The organism is Citrobacter sp. Cpo126, assembly GCF_030332445.1.
In the GTDB taxonomy this organism is placed as follows: Bacteria; Pseudomonadota; Gammaproteobacteria; order Enterobacterales; family Enterobacteriaceae; genus Citrobacter; species Citrobacter portucalensis.
On the sequence record NZ_JAOWHT010000026.1, the window covers coordinates 30,987 to 49,597 of the forward strand.

Consider the following 18,611-nt stretch of genomic DNA (forward strand, 5'->3'; position numbering starts at 1 on the left):
TGCATCGTGACCTCAGAGGGACATCTTATGACGACCCGTACCCCCGCATCTTACCGCCTGACGTTGACCGTTGGGCTTTGCTTTTTAGTTGCCCTGATGGAAGGGCTGGATTTACAGGCCGCCGGTATCGCTGCCGTCGGTATCGCCCACGCGTTTGCGCTGGATAAAATGCAGATGGGCTGGATCTTCAGTGCGGGCATTCTCGGGCTGCTGCCCGGCGCGCTGGTGGGTGGCATGCTGGCTGACCGCTACGGCCGCAAGCGTATTCTCATTGCCTCTGTGGCGCTGTTCGGCCTGTTCTCGCTGGCGACGGCGATTTCCTGGGATTTCTCATCGCTGGTTTTTGCCCGTCTGATGACCGGTGTCGGGCTGGGCGCGGCGTTGCCGAATCTGATCGCGCTGACCTCCGAGGCGGCGGGCCCGCGTTTTCGCGGTACGGCAGTGAGCCTGATGTACTGCGGCGTGCCGATTGGCGCGGCGCTGGCGGCGGCGCTTGGGTTTAGCGGTCTGGCCTCCGCCTGGCAAACGGTGTTCTGGGTAGGCGGGGTGATCCCGCTGTTGCTGGTGCCGCTGTTGATGCGCTGGCTGCCGGAATCACAGGTTTATACCCAACAAACGCAAGTGGCCGCCGCACCGCTGCGTGCCCTGTTTGCGCCAGCGACGGCGAGTGCCACGCTGCTGCTGTGGTTGTGCTATTTCTTCACCCTGCTGGTGGTGTATATGCTGATCAACTGGCTGCCGATGCTGCTGGTGGAGCAGGGCTTTCGACCATCGCAGGCGGCAGGCGTAATGTTTGCTCTGCAAATTGGCGCGGCCAGCGGCACGTTAATTCTCGGGGCGTTAATGGATAAACTGCGCCCGGTGGTGATGTCGCTGCTGATCTACACCGGGATGTTGGCTTCACTGCTGGCGCTGGGTACGGTGTCGTCATTGAGCGGCATGCTAATGGCGGGATTTGTGGCCGGGATGTTCGCCACCGGCGGGCAAAGCGTGTTGTATGCGCTGGCGCCGCTGTTTTACAGCACGCAGATCCGCGCCACAGGTGTGGGCACCGCCGTCGCAGTCGGGCGTCTGGGAGCGATGAGCGGCCCGCTGCTGGCAGGGAAAATGTTAGCGCTCGGTACCGGAACGGTAGGGGTGATGGCGGCTTCTGCGCCGGGCATTTTGCTGGCAGGCCTGGCGGTATTTATTCTGATGAGCCGCAAATCGCAGATGCCGATCCCGGCCAGCGGTGCTTAAGCATTCATCCGGTTGTGTGAGTGGGGAGATTTGGTTCCTACTTCCGGGTGAACGCCGTCAGTCAACTGTGTTGCCAAAGTTTAGATAAAACATGGCAACGGAGGCGTTATGAGCTGGCGGCCCTTTTTGTATCTGATTATTAATCCCCACCCGCTATTAAGCGCCCGACGCGGTCATCTGCGTCTGGTGCAGGGTTGACTTTGCATTCTGTTAACAAACGCGGTATAACAAACCTTCTTTGGATGTTTAGATGTCCATACGTTTAGAAGGTTATATGCAAACAACACAACAAAATGCGCCACTGAAGCGCACAATGAAAACGCGTCACCTGATTATGCTTTCCTTGGGCGGCGTGATTGGCACAGGATTATTCTTCAATACCGGGTACATCATCTCCACCACCGGAGCGGCGGGAACGCTGCTGGCCTATCTGATTGGCGCGCTGGTGGTCTGGCTGGTTATGCAGTGTCTGGGCGAGCTGTCGGTCGCGATGCCGGAGACCGGGGCGTTTCACGTTTATGCCGCGCGCTATCTTGGTCCGGCTACCGGGTATACCGTGGCCTGGCTCTACTGGCTGACCTGGACCGTGGCGCTGGGTTCGAGCTTTACCGCCGCCGGATTCTGTATGCAGTACTGGTTTCCACAGGTGCCGGTATGGGTCTGGTGCGTGGTGTTCTGCGCGATTATTTTTGGTCTGAATGTTATCTCCACGCGCTTTTTTGCCGAAGGGGAGTTCTGGTTCTCGCTGGTCAAAGTGGTCACTATCATCGCCTTTATCATCCTCGGTGGGGCGGCGATTTTCGGCTTTATTCCGATGCAGGATGGCTCGCCCGCGCCGGGGCTGAGTAATATCACGGCGGAAGGCTGGTTCCCGCACGGTGGCTTACCGATTTTGATGACTATGGTGGCAGTGAACTTTGCTTTTTCGGGTACCGAGCTTATCGGCATTGCCGCCGGTGAAACGGAAAACCCGCGCAAAGTTATCCCGGTAGCGATTCGTACTACCATCGCGCGACTGATTATTTTCTTTATCGGCACCGTGTTTGTGCTGGCAGCGCTGATCCCGATGCAGCAGGCGGGCGTGGAGAAAAGCCCGTTTGTGCTGGTGTTTGAGAAAGTAGGAATCCCGTACGCCGCTGATATTTTTAACTTCGTGATCCTGACGGCTATTCTTTCTGCAGCGAACTCCGGGTTATATGCCTCCGGGCGCATGCTGTGGTCGCTGTCGAATGAACGTACGCTACCGGCCTGTTTTGCGCGAGTAACGAAAAACGGCGTGCCACTGACGGCGCTGTCGGTCAGTATGCTCGGTGGTGTGCTGGCGCTGTTTTCCAGCGTGGTGGCCCCGGACACGGTATTTGTTGCGCTGTCGGCAATCTCCGGGTTTGCGGTGGTAGCGGTGTGGCTGAGTATCTGCGCCTCGCATTTTGTTTTTCGTCGCCGTCATCTGCAACAAGGTAAGGCATTGAGTGAATTACATTATCGCGCGCCGTGGTATCCGCTGGTGCCAGTATTAGGTTTTGTGCTGTGCCTGGTGGCCTGTGTAGGGCTGGCATTCGATCCAGCGCAGAGAATTGCGTTGTGGTGCGGGTTACCGTTTGTTGCGTTGTGCTATGGTGCTTATTTCCTTACTCAACCCCGAAACGCAAAACAGGAGCCAGAACATGTCGCAGAATAATCCGTTACGCGCTCTCCTTGATAAACAGGATATCCTGCTGCTGGATGGCGCGATGGCGACGGAGCTGGAAGCGCGAGGGTGTAACTTAGCCGACAGCCTGTGGTCAGCCAAAGTGCTGGTAGAAAACCCGGAGCTTATCCGCGAAGTGCATCTTGATTACTACCGGGCGGGGGCGCAATGCGCGATCACTGCCAGCTATCAGGCGACGCCGGCGGGCTTCGCCGCGAGAGGTCTGGATGAATCGCAGTCGAAAGCGCTGATTGGCAAAAGCGTGGAGCTGGCGCGTAAAGCCCGTGAAGCGTATCTGGCAGAGAACCCGCAGGCGGGAACGCTTCTGGTGGCGGGATCCGTCGGGCCTTACGGCGCGTATCTGGCGGATGGCTCTGAATACCGTGGCGATTATCATTGTAGCGTTGAGGCATTTCAGGCGTTTCATCGCCCGCGCGTGGAAGCCTTGTTGGATGCCGGGGCCGATCTGCTGGCCTGCGAAACCCTGCCGAATTTCGCCGAGATTGAGGCGTTGGCTGAGCTGTTGACCGCATATCCGCGTGCGCGGGCGTGGTTCTCATTTACCCTGCGCGACAGCGAGCACCTGAGCGACGGTACGCCGCTGCGTGACGTGGTTGCGTTGCTGGCGGGTTATCCGCAGGTGGTGGCGCTAGGCATTAACTGCATTGCGCTGGAAAACACCACCGCTGCGTTGCAGCATTTACACGGTTTAACGGCGCTGCCGCTGGTGGTGTATCCGAACTCGGGCGAGCAGTACGATGCCGTGAGCAAAACCTGGCATCATCACGGTGAGCATTGCGCGCAGCTGGCGGATTATCTGCCGCAGTGGCAGGCCGCTGGCGCACGGTTAATTGGCGGGTGCTGTCGCACCACGCCTGCGGATATCGCCGCGTTAAAAGCGCGAAGCTGAGAGTTTATCGGGTCTACATCGTTCACTGTAGGCCTGATAAGCGCAGCGCATCAGGCATTGCTGGGTGGCGGCACAAGCGCCTTAGCGGGTCTACAGTTAATGATGTGACGATAGGGCTATTGTGATTTTAGGTAACAGACCACATTAGCCAGTAGCCGCTCCTAAAGCAAATCCAAACGTTTTTGTGAGTGGGTTATTACCTGCTGCTAAGTATGGGTGGATTGTTGATCAGATTTATGGTGCATTGAGAAAATAAATATACTAAAGCCCTCCAAGTGTGGAGGGCTTTGTTTCAATAATTAAAAAATATCAGGGCCAAATAAAATATTAAGAAATATAAAACAAGCAAATGCGATAAAACCTAGTAACCAAAATACAGCTTCAACTTTAAAACCTATTGTTAATTCCCTTGGTAAGTTTCTGATAAAATTATAGGCCTCGATACTCATATCATGATTTGTAACTCTATTATAGGGATAAATTAAGCTCCCCATAATAAAACCGATCTTTGCATGATATATGGCAGGTGATCCAATTAAACTAGCTCCTTTTGTCATTCTTGCTGTTTGAGGAAGACAACCAAATTTATTTTCATATAGTGAAGTTATTTTTTTATAATTTTCACTATTAATAATGTATGACATGAAAATTAGAATCAAAAATATAAAAATAAGTAATGTAATTAATGTTACATTAATTTTTTCAAAATTTTCCATTAAATATTTTTTCATATATAAGCATACCAGCCTCTTCATTGAAAGTGTCAGGATCATGTATGAACTCATCTGAGTTTTCAATTTCGTTATATATTACTTTCCCCAACGATTCACCAGCATTTTCTCCAAGCTTTTCTGCAATTTTTCCCCCGGCAATACCTGAACCAATACCTACGACTAAACACAACCCAGCACCAGTACCTCCAACTTCTGATGTGAGTAGTCCCATTGCCCACATACATGCGCTTCTTCCGATAACTCCTCCAGCAGTTCCTCCAAATGCACTCACTGTTTGTTTACCACCAAATTTGCTATATTCTATTATAGTCGCTTTTCTACATTCATTTTCACGGCCTTTTGCGCAAGCCTCATAAACGTTAGTTGTATAACTCGCAAAATCTAGACCAATACCGACATAGCCTGTTGTTCTCATTACTTTTAAAAGTTTGGCAGATTTTTCTATGTAGCTTGCATAACCTTCAATATCTTTCACACCTGTTTGATCCCACTTATGCATAATGGATTTTGTGGATAAACCCAATGCGTCTTTTATTTGTTCGTATTGTTTTAAATTCAATTGTTCTTTTGAAAATTTATTCAAAATACCATCTAGCTTTTTAAATAACCTTTCTCTCTGACCAAAAAACTCCTCTCCAGAAATGCGTCCAGAATTTTGGTTATATGTTTTTTTATAAAGTTCCTGAATTTCGTTCAGTATTTTATTTATTTCTTCATAATAACCTCCTCCAGCATCTTTTATATAACCAAAAACATCTCCGCTTTGTCCTAAAGCATCGCTGTATATATTAGACGAAAACATATCTATTGAAGTTCTGTTTTCATACAGTAATTTAGCTTCCTCAGTAGTCAGCGGTTCCAGTGCTTTATCAATTTTATCCCTTGCTGTTTGTATTTGCGCAATTTTTTCAGGTGACTGGGATAGTGGGTCAGCAACAACTAAGATTGAACCGGGCTTTTTCTTTTTTTCCGGATTCAACTGATGATATAACTCTTTTACTCCTGATGGTGGACTAACCATTAATTCACATTCATATAATTTTGGTGTCGTCAATTCTGGTACTACACAAAAGCCCGGTTCAACTGATTGTCTGGACTCTGGACTTTGTCTTGTTGCGTGAACTGGTGGTGGTGAATTTTGAGGCCTGTTTGCTGCTTCATAGCTTGCTAAAATATAATCATCATATCTGTAGGTAATATTCAAATGGGGTATAAATCGACATTGGCAAGGACATGTACCTCTGCTATGTGCTGAACCTGCCAGCAGGCATATGATTTCTGTCTCGTATTGAGACATATCACGCCCCATTATTAAGTAATGATTATATAATTCATTACTTACTCTAGTTCGGAATCGGAAATTAGATGTTCTATGTGAAAAAATATTTTCTTTTTCATTATTAAGAATTATTCTTTTTCTCAGGTTTATCGTTCCCCCCGCGCTTCCGACAAATCTACAACGTTCATTTACCTTTTCAGAATCCCGAAGATAATCGGGTTGACGCTTATACAAAGATGTTCCTTCTTTGAGTCGCTTTATCCTTGATGATGGAGGTTCTACTTTTCGCCCCTCCGAATCAATATTATTATCCCAGGAACTTACGCGTGTTTGACGAAATAAATCTTTCCCTCTTTCAATCCATGAACCTTTCGGTACGCCACCTTTTATTTTATATGTTTTGCCATTAACTCCGCATACGTATTCATCCATTTCATATACTATTTCCATTCCTTCGACAGTATGGCATTCCTTACTCTTTAATATAAATCCACCACAACTCGTTCGATCTCCCGGCGATAATAAAAAACCTTCAGAACGCTTATCACAAGATCTCATAATTAAAGTTCCCGCAAATAATAACAACGTTTATATCAGTCTATTTTTATTTATTTTATTGTGATGTCAATCTCGTTTTTTCAAAAAAATTCTGAATATTCATATTGAAGATTCAGGGTGTAAATGTCATGGGGATGATTCATTTGTTCAGTGTGTTAAAGCTTTTGTTCCTTTTCAATTATCAATTGAATCTCAGTAACTCTATTATTTGCAGGCTGATTAACAATATTTTTCTCATTTTCAGTAAAATGAAGTATTCCTGATAATGTTTTAAGAAACTTCTTGTATCACTTATTAAAAAATAGACTCCAGATTTTTTTGCAAAATCATTCACTGGTGCTGACTAATATGAGGAACTTAACCCAACACTAAGTTTTAATGCACGATTAAGAGGTTTTGTTATTTTTGCATTATAGGCATCTGGTTGCTTTTCGTAATTGCATAACAGCGGGTGATGTTGTTACTGTAAAATCGTATGCACCCATTTTGGAGATTTCATAACTGTTAAATCAATCGTAAAATCATAGCATTACGATTGATTTGCGATTAAGTCATAGGCAATCATTTTGAACGATGTAGGCCTTACCCGGCCTACAAAGCCACAAAACGTTATGCCGCATCCGCCAGAACAAACATGCCGTACGGATGGATTTCGAGATAATACTGTTCGCCGACGTCCGGTTGCAGACGCGTAGCGTTGACCTGCAATAAAATCTCCTGCCCGTGCCATTCCACCGTCACTTCATACTGCGGCCCCATATAGGCGACATGGCGGATCACGCAGCGCTGGCTCTCCTCGCCGCGATCGCTGAGCGTGATCGCTTCCGGGCGCACACCGACCATCCCTTCGCCCTGTGTACCAAAGTGCAGCGGGCGCGGCAGATGATAGCCGTAGATATCAACGTATCCGTCGCTGAAGGTAGCCGGGAACAGGTTGGCATCGCCCATAAAGCTCGCCATAAAGCGGGAGGCGGGCTGGCGGTAAAGATCCTGCGGTGAGCCGATCTGCATGATGTGTCCCTTGTTCATCACCAGCACGGTATCAGAAACCGCAAAGGCTTCGCTCTGATCGTGGGTGACGTACAGCGAGGTGATATCAAACTGCTTTTGCAGCTCGCGGATCTTGTCGCGCATGCTGCGACGCAGGTTGGCGTCGAGGTTACTCAACGGCTCATCAAACAGCAGCACTTTCGGCTTGAGGATCAGCGCGCGGGCCAGCGCCACGCGCTGCTGCTGACCGCCGGAGATCTGATCGACAAAGCGGTCTTCGAATCCTTCCAGATCCACCATCGCCAGCGCCTCTTTGACGCGGGCTTTCAGCTCTGCGCGCGGTACACCGAGCATTTTCAGGCCATAACCGACATTCTCTCCCAGCGACATATGCGGGAACAGGGCATAGGACTGAAACACCATGCAGATATCGCGCTGCTGAATAGAGCGATGGGTGACGTCTTCGCCATCAATGAAAATTTGCCCTTCGCTCGGTTTTTCCAGCCCGGCAACCAGGCGCAAAATAGTGGTTTTGCCGCAGCCGGATGGGCCGAGCAGCGTCACCATTTGCCCCTGCGGGATGGTGAGGTTGATATTGTCGATTACCGTATTACTGCCAAATCGTTTAGTGACGTTGCGCAGTTCAACGAAATTTTTCTGAGTCATAGTGCGCTCCATTACGCCTGGTTTTTGGCTTTTGAACGGGAGGTACGTGATTCACCGATCAGCCAGTCAAAGATGAAAATAATCGCCAGCATCACCACGATCAGAATGGAACCGTAGGCAATCGCTACACCGTATTCGCCATCTTCCACGCGGTTCAGGATGTAGGCCGTCGCTACGCGGGTATCCGGCGTGACGAGGAACACGATGGCGCTAACGGTGGTAATGGCGCGCACAAAGCTGTAAATCAGCGCCGAGAGGATCGCCGGGCGCAGCAGCGGCAGCAGGATGTGCGTAATGGTACGCAGGGAACCGGCGCGCAGGCTGAGTGAGGCTTCATCGAGCGATTTATCGATTTGGCCCAAGCCCGCGATGCCTGCGCGGATACCGACCGGGACGTTACGCATCACCATTGAGATAATGACAATCGCCGCCGTACCAGTGAGGTACACCGGGGCGCTGTTAAAGGCCAGAATATACGACACGCCCGCGACGGTGCCCGGAACGGCAAAGCACAGCATGGTGGTGAATTCGATGGTCTTCTTGCCTTTAAACTGCTGGCGCACCACAATCCACGCGATCAGCAGGCCGAAGATCGCGGTGATCGGCGCGGCAATCCCGGCATAGAGCAGGGTGTCGAGCAGTGAAGGCCACGCGCCGTCGCTCATCCCCTGACCGAACAGTTTGGTAAAGTTCGCCAGCGTCAGGGTGTAGTCCACGCCCCAATTGACGGTGAAGCTACCGTAGAAAATGCTGCCGTAGAGCAGGGCGTTAAAGGCAATCCACACTGCCAGCAGCGCGACCACACTCCATACCAGCGTTACCGGCAGCGGCTGTACGTCGCCCCGGTAGGATTTGCCGGAAACGGTGACGTATGAGCGTTTACCAATCCACATATACTGCACGCAGAACACCAGCAGCGAAAACAGCAGCAGGAAGGCACCCAGCGTACTGGCGGCCTGGTAGTCAAGCTGCGAACCGGTGATGTAGAAGTAGATTTGCGTTGCCAGCACGTCGAAGTTACCGCCGAGCACCAGCGGGTTACTAAAGTCAGCCAGCGACTGCACGACCACAATCAAAAAGGCGTTAGCCAGTGCGGGTTTCAGCAGCGGGACAAACACGCCGTTAAAGGTCTGCCAGCGGCTGGCACGCAGGGTGTATGACGCTTCTTCCAGCGACGGATGAATGGTTTTGATTGCTCCGTCGAGGATCATAAACGCCATCGGCGTAAAGGCCAGAACCTGCGCCAGCCAGATGCCGGTAAAGCCATACAGCCAGTTGGTGTTGGTTAAACCAAACCACTCGACCATAAACTCGGTGATGTAACCGGAGCGTCCCATCATCAGCGTGACGCCTAAACCGACGACAAACGGCGGAGTGACGATCGGCAAAATCGAGAAGATACGTCCGATTATGGCGCTACGTCTGGCGATACGGGTGGTGTAGATAGCCAGTACGAGACCAAAGAAGGTACAGCCGACGCCGACGGCAATCGACAGCATAATCGAGTTGAGGATCACCTGAATGATATGTGCCTGCGACAGCACATTCATAAACGCCAGCGGGGCAAATTCCCCGGCGTCGTTGGTGAACATCGGAATGAAAATGGCGATGCTTGGCCAGACGATAAAAATACCGATCAGCGCGACAATCGCGGTAAGCGAGCCGATGACGAAACGGTCACCGCCCAGCCATTCGAGGCGGGTGAGTGCCAGGGTCATGATTGCGCCAAGCGCGACAAACAGCACGATGGTGGCATAGCCTAAGCCGCGACCCTCAAGGGCGGCGCTGGCGACAATAAAGGCCATACAGAAAAATGCCCAACCCGCGTCAAGATAATGGCGGCTGCGCTGTTCGCGCCTGGCTTCATGGAATGGGCGCACCAGCAGCAGGCTTGGCAGCAGATACCACAGCCAACTGATATTGAACTGCGACCAGCCGTAGGCGGCGAGTATTTCTTCCCGCGTTGACTCCAGCAGACCGTAGTCCAGGCTCCAGCTCGGCAGCAGGGCAAACGCCAGCCAGCCGAGCAAAACCCAAAGAAATATCGCATCCCGTTTTTTCACGGGATGGAGTGCAAGTGTGTGTGACATAGCGTTTCCGGTAATGTAGGCCGGGTAAGGCGTTTACGCCGCACCCGGCAAATGAACGCAACGTGGGCTTATTTACCCATCTTAACTTCGCTAACCCACTTATTGATCAACGCCTTACGTACGTCAGTCGAACCGTACTTATCCATGTCGTAATTGATAAGCTTCAGGTCGTCGAGCTTCAGCGAGTTAGGAGAGGTCTCGGCAGTGGTGTTGGTCAGGATCTGATAGGATTTGCCTTTCTTCCACGCCAGCTCCTGCGCGTCTTTCGACAGTACCCAGTCAACGAACAGTTTGGCGTTGTCGACGTTGCGCGCACCTTTCAGGATGCTGACGCCGCCGATTTCATAGCCGGTGCCTTCGCATGGAGAAATCAGCTCCAGCGGTGCGCCCTGTTCTTTTTCCAGCGAATAGTCGTGCAGGAAGCCAATGCCGATAGCCGTTTCGCCGCGGGCGGCGTTACGCGCCGGGGCAATGCCGGATTTGGTGTATTGAGAGACGTTGGCGTTGAGCTGTTTCAGGTAATCAAAGGCCTGATCTTCACCCCACAGTTGAGCAAAGGTCGCCAGCGCGGTGTAGGCGGTACCGGAGCTTTGCGGGTCAGCAATCTGGATTTCGCCCTTGTATTCCGGTTTGGTCAGATCCTTCCAGCATTTTGGCACCGGCAGGTTTTTCTCTTTCAGGCGCTGGGTATTAACGCCAAAGCCCAGAATACCGACGTAAACCGCCGAAGAGAGATTACCTTTGACCTTCGCGGGATCGCGGAATTTCTCCATGATCTGTTCGAGGTTTGGTGATTTATACGGCTGCAGCAGACCCATTTCACCGGCCTGGGATTGCGGATCCAGCGTACCGCCGTACCACACATCCGCCTGCGGGTTTTTCTTCTCGGCATCCACTTTCGCCAGCGTACTGCCTGAGCCGTTGCGAATGAATGAGGTTTTCACATCATATTTTTCACCGAAGGCTTTGGTTTCGGTTTCGCACATCTCGTTGGTGGCGCTGCAATACACCACCAGACGGCCCTGCGCCTGGGCTGCGTTGCTGAAGGCCGCCAGCGTCAGAGCGGAAGCAATCAGGGTAGAGGTAAGCGTCAGTTTCATTGTTTTATCCTTTGACTGAGAGAAGGGGTAATGCCCGCAATGAGCAACGGCATCAGCAATAAACCCATAAAGACAGCGGCAACCGAGAGCAAACTGAACATTCCCGACCAGCCGTAATGTTCTATGACCAACGACAGCGGCCAACCCGCCAGCGCGGCCCCCAGATAGGCGAACAGCCCGAGAAAACCGGTAATTGAACCTGCCGCTGCTTTGTGTCCGCATTCAACGGCTGCGAGGCCAATTAGCATCTGTGGGCCAAACACAAAAAAGCCCACGGTAAAGAAACACACTGCCAGTAGCGCGTAGTGGTGCACTGGTGCCAGCCACAGTGCGGCGACGGAAACCATCAGCCCCAGCGTGAACAGCAAAATCATCGGCGCACGTTGACCGCTGAACAGCAGATCCGATCCCCATCCGGCAAACAGCGCCCCCAGCAAGCCGCCAACTTCAAACAGCATCACCGTGGCATTGGCGCTGAGCAGATTCACGCCGTGGCTTTCGGTCAGCCAGATGTTGCCCCAGTCGTTGAGCGCAATGCGGATCAAATAGACCAACACATACGATACGCCGAGCAGCCAGATCATCGGGTTTTTCAGCATGGTGGTACGTAACATTTGCCACAGCCCCATCGGCGGGCTTTGCTGCTCCTGACGTAGCTCCAGCGGGTCATGCCGCCATTCCCCAACCGTGGGTAATCCTTCTTCCTGGGGCGTACCTTTCAATTGCAGGGTGAGCCAGATTCCCAGTGCCATACTGATTATCCCCGGTGCCAGCATGGCCGCCTGCCAGCCCCACCAGTGGGCGGCAAAAGCGCTAATTAGCGGGATAATGGCGCCACCGATGTTGATTGACATATTCCAGCAGCCCCACCAGAAGCCACGTTCGTTGCGCGAGTACCAGTGGGTCAGTAGTCGGGCACAGGGTGGCCAGCCCCAGCCCTGAAAAAATCCGTTCAGCGTCCAGACCACCAGCAGCAGCGTCAGCGATTCACCAAAGGCGAACAGCACGTTTAAAACGCCGGTAGCAAACAGACCAACCCCCATAAATGCGCGCTGTCCGTGGCTGTCGTGCCACAGCCCGGCGGTGAATTTCGACAGACCATAGGTCAGATAAAACAGTGAGCCAAGCAAGCCGATATCGCCTTTATCCAGACCCAGATCCGTTTGCAGCGCCGGGAGGACATAGTTAACGCTTTTGCGCGTCAGATAAAACGCGGCGTAACCAATTACCATACACATCAGCAGCCGGGGGCGTAGCGCCCGGTATTGTTGGTCTGTTTCGCTGGCTGAGCGTGTATGCATGGCAGTCTCCGTTTGTGCTGACTATAGGAAAGTGAAAGCAAAAGGGGATGAGAGAAAGTCCGCAGTGACTAAGACTTTTTCCTGGTTAGCGGCTGGTTTGTTGCAAATTTGTGGGCAGGTTAACAATTACTCGCGTGCCGTTGTTTGATTCGAGCGTCAGTTCACCGCCAAGGGCGCTCACCCGCTCACGCATCCCCTGGATACCGAAACCGGGAATTTTTTCTGGCAGAATACCAACGCCGTTGTCAGCGACGTCCAGAAACAAGCAATGTTCCCGCTGGCGCAGCGTAATCGACACATCGCTGGCATCGGCATGTTTGCAGACGTTATTGAGTAACTCCTGCAACAGGCGATACAGCGTGAAGCGCACCGTTTCGTTTTCTGGCGTATTTTCTAGCTGATAATCAAAGCGGCAGCGAATACCCCGTTCAGCAAAAGCAAATTCATTCACCAGATGATGTAGTGCATCTTTAAAAGACAGTTCATCGAGCGCGGGGGGGCGCAGCTGGCGCAGCAACTGACGGGTGGAGTGGTGAATACGCCGGGCCAGGTCGTTGATTTGATTCGCAGCCTCAAGCGTTTGCTCACGACCCGGTGCACGTTTGACCAGTTGCGACTGAATTTGAATGGCGGTGATGTTCTGACCAATTTCATCGTGCAGTTCCCGCGCCAGGCTTTTGCGCGTGTTTTCTTCGGTGCGGATCAGCTGTTCGGTCAGTGCGCGACGCGCCGCCAGTTCGGTTTCCAGACGCTGGCGATAATGGTGCAGGTTTTGCGCCAGATGCTGCTGGCGGCTGATGGCGATCCCCAGCCCTATACCCAGCAGAGCCTGGGTGGCGAGGAAAATCTCCAGCTCCAGTAAGTTACTGAACCCAACACCGATTTGCCGGGCGATGGTGATCATCATACTGCCGAGCAATCCGGACAACACGCCGCCCTGCCAGCCAAATTTCCACGCCATCACCACGTTCGGTAAGAACACCACGATCAGCAACAGGCGCTCGATCTCCGGCGACAGTACCATCTGAGTACCGATGCCAATAATAAAAAACAGGCTACACCAGATGATAAGCGAAGTGCGCAGCGGGGGATTGGTGGTATCCAGCCCGAGCAGATGATAGCGGTGCTGCTGGCGCAGAAATTCATAGATCAGATAAACAAACGGCGTCAGCAACACGCCGCCGGTAAACGACGCCAGGCCAATCAGCGTTGCCGGGCTCTGGATAAACGGTGAAAGCAGGGCTGTATTGAGCAATGAGGTGAGCGTTACGGCGGCCAGCAGCAGCGTTAAGCGTTGCCAGTAAAGGGGAAAGCGGTGCCAGTATGACTGGCCGATGCTCGCCGGAATCAGGCTAATTAACGGAGCAGCCAGCAGGATATAGCCATTCAGTAATTGCTCGCTGTGCAGCCAGAACAACATCAGCACCGGCGGCAGCACCAGCGCGGGCCAGTAACGGCGAGAAAGCAGGATTAACAGCGCGAGATAGACGCCATGTGGCAGGAACAATGCCGCCTGCTGTCCATTGTGGGTCAGGTAAAATCCCAGCGTCCACAGCATCAACCAGCCCGATCCCCAGGCCAGCAGAATAAACAGGGAGATCACCCAATGACGAAGGCTACGCGACATTAATGCCCCGTCAATAGTTGGTGGTCGAGGGCAAAATGCACCAGATCGATGGTGCTGTGGCATTGCAGTTTGCCCAGCACGTTCGCCCGATGAACGTGCACCGTCTTGTGGCTGAGGTCGAGCTTGAAGGCGATCTCTTTTACGCTGTCACCTTTAACCAACAGATCAAACACTTCACGCTCGCGCGGGGTCAGAACCTCCAGGACCTGCGCGGGTTGCTCGCCGCCGCGTAGTGCACGCAGCGCATCGGCGCACAGGTAATGGCCGCCCATGCCTACTGAGCGTACAGCCTGCACCAGTTCTTCCGGGCCGCAGCGTTTGGTCAGGTAACCGCTGGCGCCTGCGTCCAGCGCGCTTTGCACAAACGTGGGCGAGTCATAAATGCTGAGAATAATGGCGCGAAAACCGGGCTTCTGCGCCCGCAGTCGTTTTAACAGGCTCAGGCCATTTTCATCCGGCATGGCGATATCCATTACCGCGACGCTGACATCATCATGCAGAAGTGCAGGCCAGGCCTCCGCCGCGCTGCTGTACTGACCGGTAACGTTCAGATCGTCTTCGAGACTGAGTAATTGCGCAAAGCCGGAACGCACCACCACATGGTCATCCACCAGCACAACATGAATCATGATATTGCTCTCTTGCTGACAATGGCCTCTATGATGCCTGCCAGCGCCGCGCTGGCAATCATCGTGGCGCGGATATGTAACGAATGTAACAAAATCGCAATAATTTACAGCGAGTGTAGGCCTGATAAGCGCAGTGCATCAGGCATTGATTGCGGATGGCGGCGCAAGCGCCTTATCCGGCCTACGTTCTGTAATGAGCGAAATAGCTAACTATTGCCGCTTTTTTTCTAAAAACGCTTTGTTCTTAGCCAGAATTTTTAATTCCTTTATCAAAATGTGCCGCAACGAAATACTGCCTCCATAACAAGACAGGGGAGCAGACAATCATGGCTATTTCATCGCGTAACGCACTTCTTGCCGCACTGGCATTCATCGCATTTCAGGCGCAGGCGGTGAACGTCACCGTTGCTTATCAGACCTCCGCCGAACCTGCCAAAGTGGCGCAGGCGGACAACACGTTTGCCAAAGAGAGCGGGGCGACCGTTGACTGGCGCAAATTCGACAGCGGGGCGAGTATCGTTCGTGCGCTGGCGTCCGGCGACGTGCAGATCGGTAATCTTGGCTCCAGCCCGCTGGCGGTCGCTGCCAGTCAGCAGGTGCCTATTGAGGTTTTCCTGCTGGCATCAAAGCTCGGCAATTCTGAGGCGCTGGTGGTGAAGAAAAACATCAGTAAACCGGAAGATTTGATTGGCAAACGCATTGCCGTGCCGTTTATTTCCACCACCCATTACAGCCTGCTGGCGGCGTTGAAACATTGGGGGATTAAACCCGGCCAGGTGGAGATTGTGAACCTGCAACCACCGGCGATTATTGCCGCATGGCAGCGCGGAGATATTGATGGTGCGTATGTCTGGGCACCTGCGGTCAACGCGTTGGAAAAAGACGGAAAGGTGTTAACCGACTCCTCGCAGGTTGGCGAGTGGGGGGCACCGACGCTGGACGTGTGGGTAGTGCGCAAAGATTTTGCCGAGAAGCATCCTGAGGTGGTGAAAGCCTTTGCCAAAAGCGCTATCGATGCCCAGCAGCCTTATATCGCTAATCCTGATGAATGGCTGAAGCAGCCGGAGAATATCAGCAAACTGTCACGTTTGAGCGGCGTACCGGAGGCGGATGTTCCGGGGCTGGTGAAAGGTAACACTTACCTGACACCGCAACAGCAAACCGCTGAGCTAACCGGCCCGGTGAACAAAGCGATTATCGACACCGCGCAGTTCCTTAAAGAGCAGGGCAAAGTCCCCGCTGTCGCGACGGATTACAGCCAGTACGTGACCGATCGCTTCGTGCAATAAATAAGGAGGCGATGATGCTGCAAATCTCTCATCTTGCCGCCAGCTACGGTGGAAAACCGGCGCTGGAGGATATCAACCTGACGCTCGATAGCGGTGAACTGCTGGTGGTACTCGGGCCTTCCGGTTGCGGGAAAACCACGTTGTTAAATCTGATTGCCGGGTTTGTGCCGTATCAGCATGGCAGCATCACGCTGGCGGGTAACAGGGTTGATGGTCCGGGGGCAGATCGCGGGGTCGTGTTCCAGAACGAAGGACTGCTGCCCTGGCGCAACGTGCAGGACAACGTGGCTTTTGGGCTGCAGCTGGCGGGCGTGGACAAGCCGCAGCGTCAGCGTATTGCTCTGGAGATGTTGCAGAAAGTCGGGCTGGAGGGCGCGGGAAAACGCTTTATCTGGCAACTTTCCGGTGGACAACGTCAGCGCGTCGGCATTGCCCGGGCGCTGGCGGCCAACCCGCAGCTGTTGCTGCTGGATGAACCCTTTGGTGCGCTCGACGCCTTTACCCGCGAGCAGATGCAAACCCTGCTGCTGAAGCTGTGGCATGAGACTGGCAAACAGGTGCTGCTGATTACCCACGATATTGAAGAAGCGGTGTTTATGGCGACAGAACTGGTATTGCTGTCCCCAGGACCAGGCCGGGTACTGGAACGTCTGCCGCTCAATTTCGCCCGTCGCTTTGTGGCCGGAGAGTCGAGCCGCAGCATTAAGTCCGATCCGCAGTTTATCGCCATGCGCGAGTACGTGTTAGGTCGTGTCTTTGAACAACGGGAGGCATTCTCATGAGCGTGGTGATTAATGATAAACCCCGTCGCCAGCGGGTGCTGAACTGGCGCTGGCCGTTCTCGCGGCAGATTACCTTAAGCCTTGGTACGTTGGCCGTCATTCTGGCGGTGTGGTGGACGGTGGCGGCGCTGCAGTTAATCAGTCCGCTGTTTTTACCGCCGCCAGGACAGGTTTTACAAAAGCTGATCGTCATTGCCGGGCCGCAAGGGTTTATGGATGCCACGCTGTGGCAGCATCTGGCGGCGAGTCTGACGCGTATTGTTATCGCGCTGCTGGCGGCAGTGCTGCTGGGCGTTCCGGTTGGGATCGCGATGGGGCTGAGTCCGACGATGCGCGGCATTCTCGATCCGATCATTGAACTGTATCGTCCGGTTCCTCCCCTGGCCTATTTACCGCTGATGGTCATTTGGTTTGGCATCGGTGAAACCTCCAAGATCCTGCTGATCTATCTGGCGATTTTCGCCCCTGTGGCGATGTCGGCGTTGGCGGGGGTGAAAAGTGCGCAGCAGGTGAGAGTGCGCGCCGCGCAGTCGCTGGGGGCCAGCCGTGCGCAGGTGCTGTGGTTTGTTATTTTGCCGGGGGCATTACCGGAGATCCTCACCGGGTTACGCATCGGGCTTGGCGTGGGTTGGTCGACGCTGGTGGCAGCTGAACTGATCGCTGCCACGCGAGGGTTAGGATTTATGGTGCAGTCAGCCGGTGAGTTTCTGGCAACGGATGTGGTGCTGGCAGGGATCGCGGTCATTGCCGTTATCGCATTTATTTTAGAACTGGGTCTGCGCGCGCTTCAGCGTCGCCTGACGCCCTGGCATGGAGAAGTACAATGAGTGAACGTCTGAGCATTACCCCGCTGGGGCCGTACATTGGCGCACAAATTACCGGCGCGGATTTAACGCGTCCATTAAGCGATAATCAGTTTGAACAGCTTTATCATGCGGTATTGCGCCACCAGGTGGTGTTTCTGCGGCAGCAGGTGATTACGCCACAACAGCAGCGGGCACTGGCGCTGCGTTTCGGCGATCTGCATATTCACCCTGTCTATCCACATGCCGAAGGGGTAGAGGAAATTATCGTACTGGATACCCATAACGATAATCCGCCGGATAACGACAACTGGCACACCGATGTCACCTTTATCGACACGCCGCCTGCCGGGGCGATTCTGGCAGCAAAAGAGCTGCCATCGGCCGGGGGAGACACTCTATGGACCAGCGGAATTGCCGCTTATGACGCATTGTCTGAGCCGTTTCGTCAGTTGTTGAGTGGCCTGCGGGCAGAGCATGATTTCCGTAAATCGTTCCAGGAGTATAAATACCGCAAGACACCAGAAGAGCATCAGCGCTGGCTGGAGGCGGTCGCTAAACATCCACCGTTGCTACATCCGGTGGTGCGGACCCATCCGGTAAGCGGTAAACAGGCACTGTTTGTGAATGAGGGATTTACTACACGAATTGTCGATGTGACGGAAAAAGAGAGCGAGGCGTTACTGAGCTTTTTATTCGCCCATATCACCAAACCGGAGTTTCAGGTGCGCTGGCGCTGGCAGCCCAACGATGTGGCGATTTGGGATAATCGCGTCACACAACATTATGCCAATGCGGATTATCTGCCGCAGCGGCGTATTATGCACCGGGCGACGATCCTCGGGGATCAGCCTTTTTATCGGGCGGGGTGATTGTTGGTGGGGTTTTACTTATCGGGCCTGGAACTGTCGGCCCGATAAGGTGAAG

Annotated in this window: 15 protein-coding genes and 1 pseudogene; 8 read left to right on the forward strand and 8 right to left on the reverse strand. The window is 53.1% G+C overall.

The window, feature by feature from the left end:
• Positions 1-27: 27 nt before the first annotated feature.
• The 4 genes and pseudogenes from mhpT to OGY17_RS04325 form a co-directional block, all read left to right on the forward strand.
• A complete protein-coding gene (gene mhpT / locus OGY17_RS04310; RefSeq protein WP_020996588.1) occupies positions 28-1,239 on the forward strand; it encodes a 3-(3-hydroxy-phenyl)propionate transporter MhpT in 1,212 nt (403 codons plus the stop codon).
• 274 nt (positions 1,240-1,513) lie between these two features.
• Positions 1,514-2,917 (forward strand): S-methylmethionine permease, encoded by a 1,404-nt coding sequence (gene mmuP, locus OGY17_RS04315; RefSeq protein WP_001373486.1) that lies wholly within the window; start codon positions 1,514-1,516, stop codon positions 2,915-2,917.
• Positions 2,904-3,836 (forward strand): homocysteine S-methyltransferase, encoded by a 933-nt coding sequence (gene mmuM, locus OGY17_RS04320; protein WP_191215115.1) that lies wholly within the window; start codon positions 2,904-2,906, stop codon positions 3,834-3,836. The genes mmuP and mmuM overlap by 14 nt, the downstream gene beginning before the upstream one ends.
• A gap of 115 nt (positions 3,837-3,951) precedes the next feature.
• Positions 3,952-4,092 (forward strand): annotated as a pseudogene (locus tag OGY17_RS04325) (penicillin binding protein PBP4B); the annotation flags it as partial.
• Between the two features lie 43 nt (positions 4,093-4,135).
• Here OGY17_RS04325 and OGY17_RS04330 read toward each other — a convergent pair.
• The 8 genes from OGY17_RS04330 to OGY17_RS04365 form a co-directional block, all read right to left on the reverse strand.
• Positions 4,136-4,567 carry a hypothetical protein gene (locus OGY17_RS04330; protein WP_174770641.1) on the reverse strand — a complete coding sequence of 144 codons (432 nt, stop codon included), beginning with the start codon at positions 4,565-4,567 and terminating at the stop codon, positions 4,136-4,138.
• A complete protein-coding gene (locus OGY17_RS04335) occupies positions 4,539-6,407 on the reverse strand; it encodes a PAAR domain-containing protein (RefSeq protein WP_286606481.1) in 1,869 nt (622 codons plus the stop codon). The genes OGY17_RS04330 and OGY17_RS04335 overlap by 29 nt, the downstream gene beginning before the upstream one ends.
• Positions 6,408-7,016: 609 nt before the next feature.
• Positions 7,017-8,063 carry a ferric ABC transporter ATP-binding protein gene (gene fbpC / locus OGY17_RS04340; RefSeq protein WP_000192349.1) on the reverse strand — a complete coding sequence of 349 codons (1,047 nt, stop codon included), beginning with the start codon at positions 8,061-8,063 and terminating at the stop codon, positions 7,017-7,019.
• Between the two features lie 11 nt (positions 8,064-8,074).
• Entirely contained in the window at positions 8,075-10,153 is a 2,079-nt protein-coding gene (locus OGY17_RS04345) for an ABC transporter permease (protein WP_195995167.1), read from the reverse strand.
• Between the two features lie 68 nt (positions 10,154-10,221).
• Positions 10,222-11,253, reverse strand: a complete 1,032-nt coding sequence (locus OGY17_RS04350) for an ABC transporter substrate-binding protein (RefSeq protein ID WP_003830932.1) — start codon at positions 11,251-11,253, stop codon at positions 10,222-10,224.
• The gene (gene uhpC / locus OGY17_RS04355) at positions 11,250-12,554 is read right to left on the reverse strand and encodes an MFS transporter family glucose-6-phosphate receptor UhpC (protein ID WP_167820259.1); all 1,305 of its coding nucleotides are present in this window, start codon (positions 12,552-12,554) and stop codon (positions 11,250-11,252) included. The genes OGY17_RS04350 and uhpC overlap by 4 nt, the downstream gene beginning before the upstream one ends.
• Before the next feature lie 85 nt (positions 12,555-12,639).
• A complete protein-coding gene (locus tag OGY17_RS04360) occupies positions 12,640-14,181 on the reverse strand; it encodes an MASE1 domain-containing sensor histidine kinase (RefSeq protein WP_071444589.1) in 1,542 nt (513 codons plus the stop codon).
• The gene (locus OGY17_RS04365) at positions 14,181-14,810 is read right to left on the reverse strand and encodes a response regulator transcription factor (protein ID WP_008783889.1); all 630 of its coding nucleotides are present in this window, start codon (positions 14,808-14,810) and stop codon (positions 14,181-14,183) included. The genes OGY17_RS04360 and OGY17_RS04365 overlap by 1 nt, the downstream gene beginning before the upstream one ends.
• Before the next feature lie 326 nt (positions 14,811-15,136).
• Between OGY17_RS04365 and tauA the strand changes: the two genes are divergently transcribed.
• From tauA to tauD, 4 genes are read left to right on the forward strand one after another with little or no spacing between them, the layout of a single operon-like run.
• Positions 15,137-16,099 carry a taurine ABC transporter substrate-binding protein gene (tauA, locus tag OGY17_RS04370; protein ID WP_003830936.1) on the forward strand — a complete coding sequence of 321 codons (963 nt, stop codon included), beginning with the start codon at positions 15,137-15,139 and terminating at the stop codon, positions 16,097-16,099.
• A gap of 14 nt (positions 16,100-16,113) precedes the next feature.
• Complete coding sequence (tauB, locus tag OGY17_RS04375) at positions 16,114-16,881, forward strand: taurine ABC transporter ATP-binding subunit (protein ID WP_048235995.1); 768 nt, start codon at positions 16,114-16,116, stop codon at positions 16,879-16,881.
• Entirely contained in the window at positions 16,878-17,708 is an 831-nt protein-coding gene (gene tauC, locus OGY17_RS04380; protein WP_008783892.1) for a taurine ABC transporter permease TauC, read from the forward strand. Before tauB ends, tauC begins: the two co-directional genes overlap by 4 nt.
• Complete coding sequence (gene tauD, locus OGY17_RS04385; RefSeq protein WP_204191551.1) at positions 17,705-18,556, forward strand: taurine dioxygenase; 852 nt, start codon at positions 17,705-17,707, stop codon at positions 18,554-18,556. Before tauC ends, tauD begins: the two co-directional genes overlap by 4 nt.
• Positions 18,557-18,611 lie beyond the last annotated feature (55 nt).

Bases quoted from the DNA above. Each gene is read 5' to 3' on its own strand.
- mmuP (WP_001373486.1), top strand. From the start codon at position 1,514: ATGCAAACAACACAACAAAATGCGCCACTGAAGCGCACAATGAAAACG.
- mhpT (WP_020996588.1), top strand. From the start codon at position 28: ATGACGACCCGTACCCCCGCATCTTACCGCCTGACGTTGACCGTTGGG.
- mmuM (WP_191215115.1), top strand. From the start codon at position 2,904: ATGTCGCAGAATAATCCGTTACGCGCTCTCCTTGATAAACAGGATATC.
- OGY17_RS04350 (WP_003830932.1), bottom strand. From the start codon at position 11,253: ATGAAACTGACGCTTACCTCTACCCTGATTGCTTCCGCTCTGACGCTG.
- tauC (WP_008783892.1), top strand. From the start codon at position 16,878: ATGAGCGTGGTGATTAATGATAAACCCCGTCGCCAGCGGGTGCTGAAC.
- fbpC (WP_000192349.1), bottom strand. From the start codon at position 8,063: ATGACTCAGAAAAATTTCGTTGAACTGCGCAACGTCACTAAACGATTT.
- OGY17_RS04345 (WP_195995167.1), bottom strand. From the start codon at position 10,153: ATGTCACACACACTTGCACTCCATCCCGTGAAAAAACGGGATGCGATA.
- OGY17_RS04360 (WP_071444589.1), bottom strand. From the start codon at position 14,181: ATGTCGCGTAGCCTTCGTCATTGGGTGATCTCCCTGTTTATTCTGCTG.
- OGY17_RS04365 (WP_008783889.1), bottom strand. From the start codon at position 14,810: ATGATTCATGTTGTGCTGGTGGATGACCATGTGGTGGTGCGTTCCGGC.
- OGY17_RS04330 (WP_174770641.1), bottom strand. From the start codon at position 4,567: ATGAAAAAATATTTAATGGAAAATTTTGAAAAAATTAATGTAACATTA.
- tauB (WP_048235995.1), top strand. From the start codon at position 16,114: ATGCTGCAAATCTCTCATCTTGCCGCCAGCTACGGTGGAAAACCGGCG.
- tauD (WP_204191551.1), top strand. From the start codon at position 17,705: ATGAGTGAACGTCTGAGCATTACCCCGCTGGGGCCGTACATTGGCGCA.
- tauA (WP_003830936.1), top strand. From the start codon at position 15,137: ATGGCTATTTCATCGCGTAACGCACTTCTTGCCGCACTGGCATTCATC.
- uhpC (WP_167820259.1), bottom strand. From the start codon at position 12,554: ATGCATACACGCTCAGCCAGCGAAACAGACCAACAATACCGGGCGCTA.
- OGY17_RS04335 (WP_286606481.1), bottom strand. From the start codon at position 6,407: ATGAGATCTTGTGATAAGCGTTCTGAAGGTTTTTTATTATCGCCGGGA.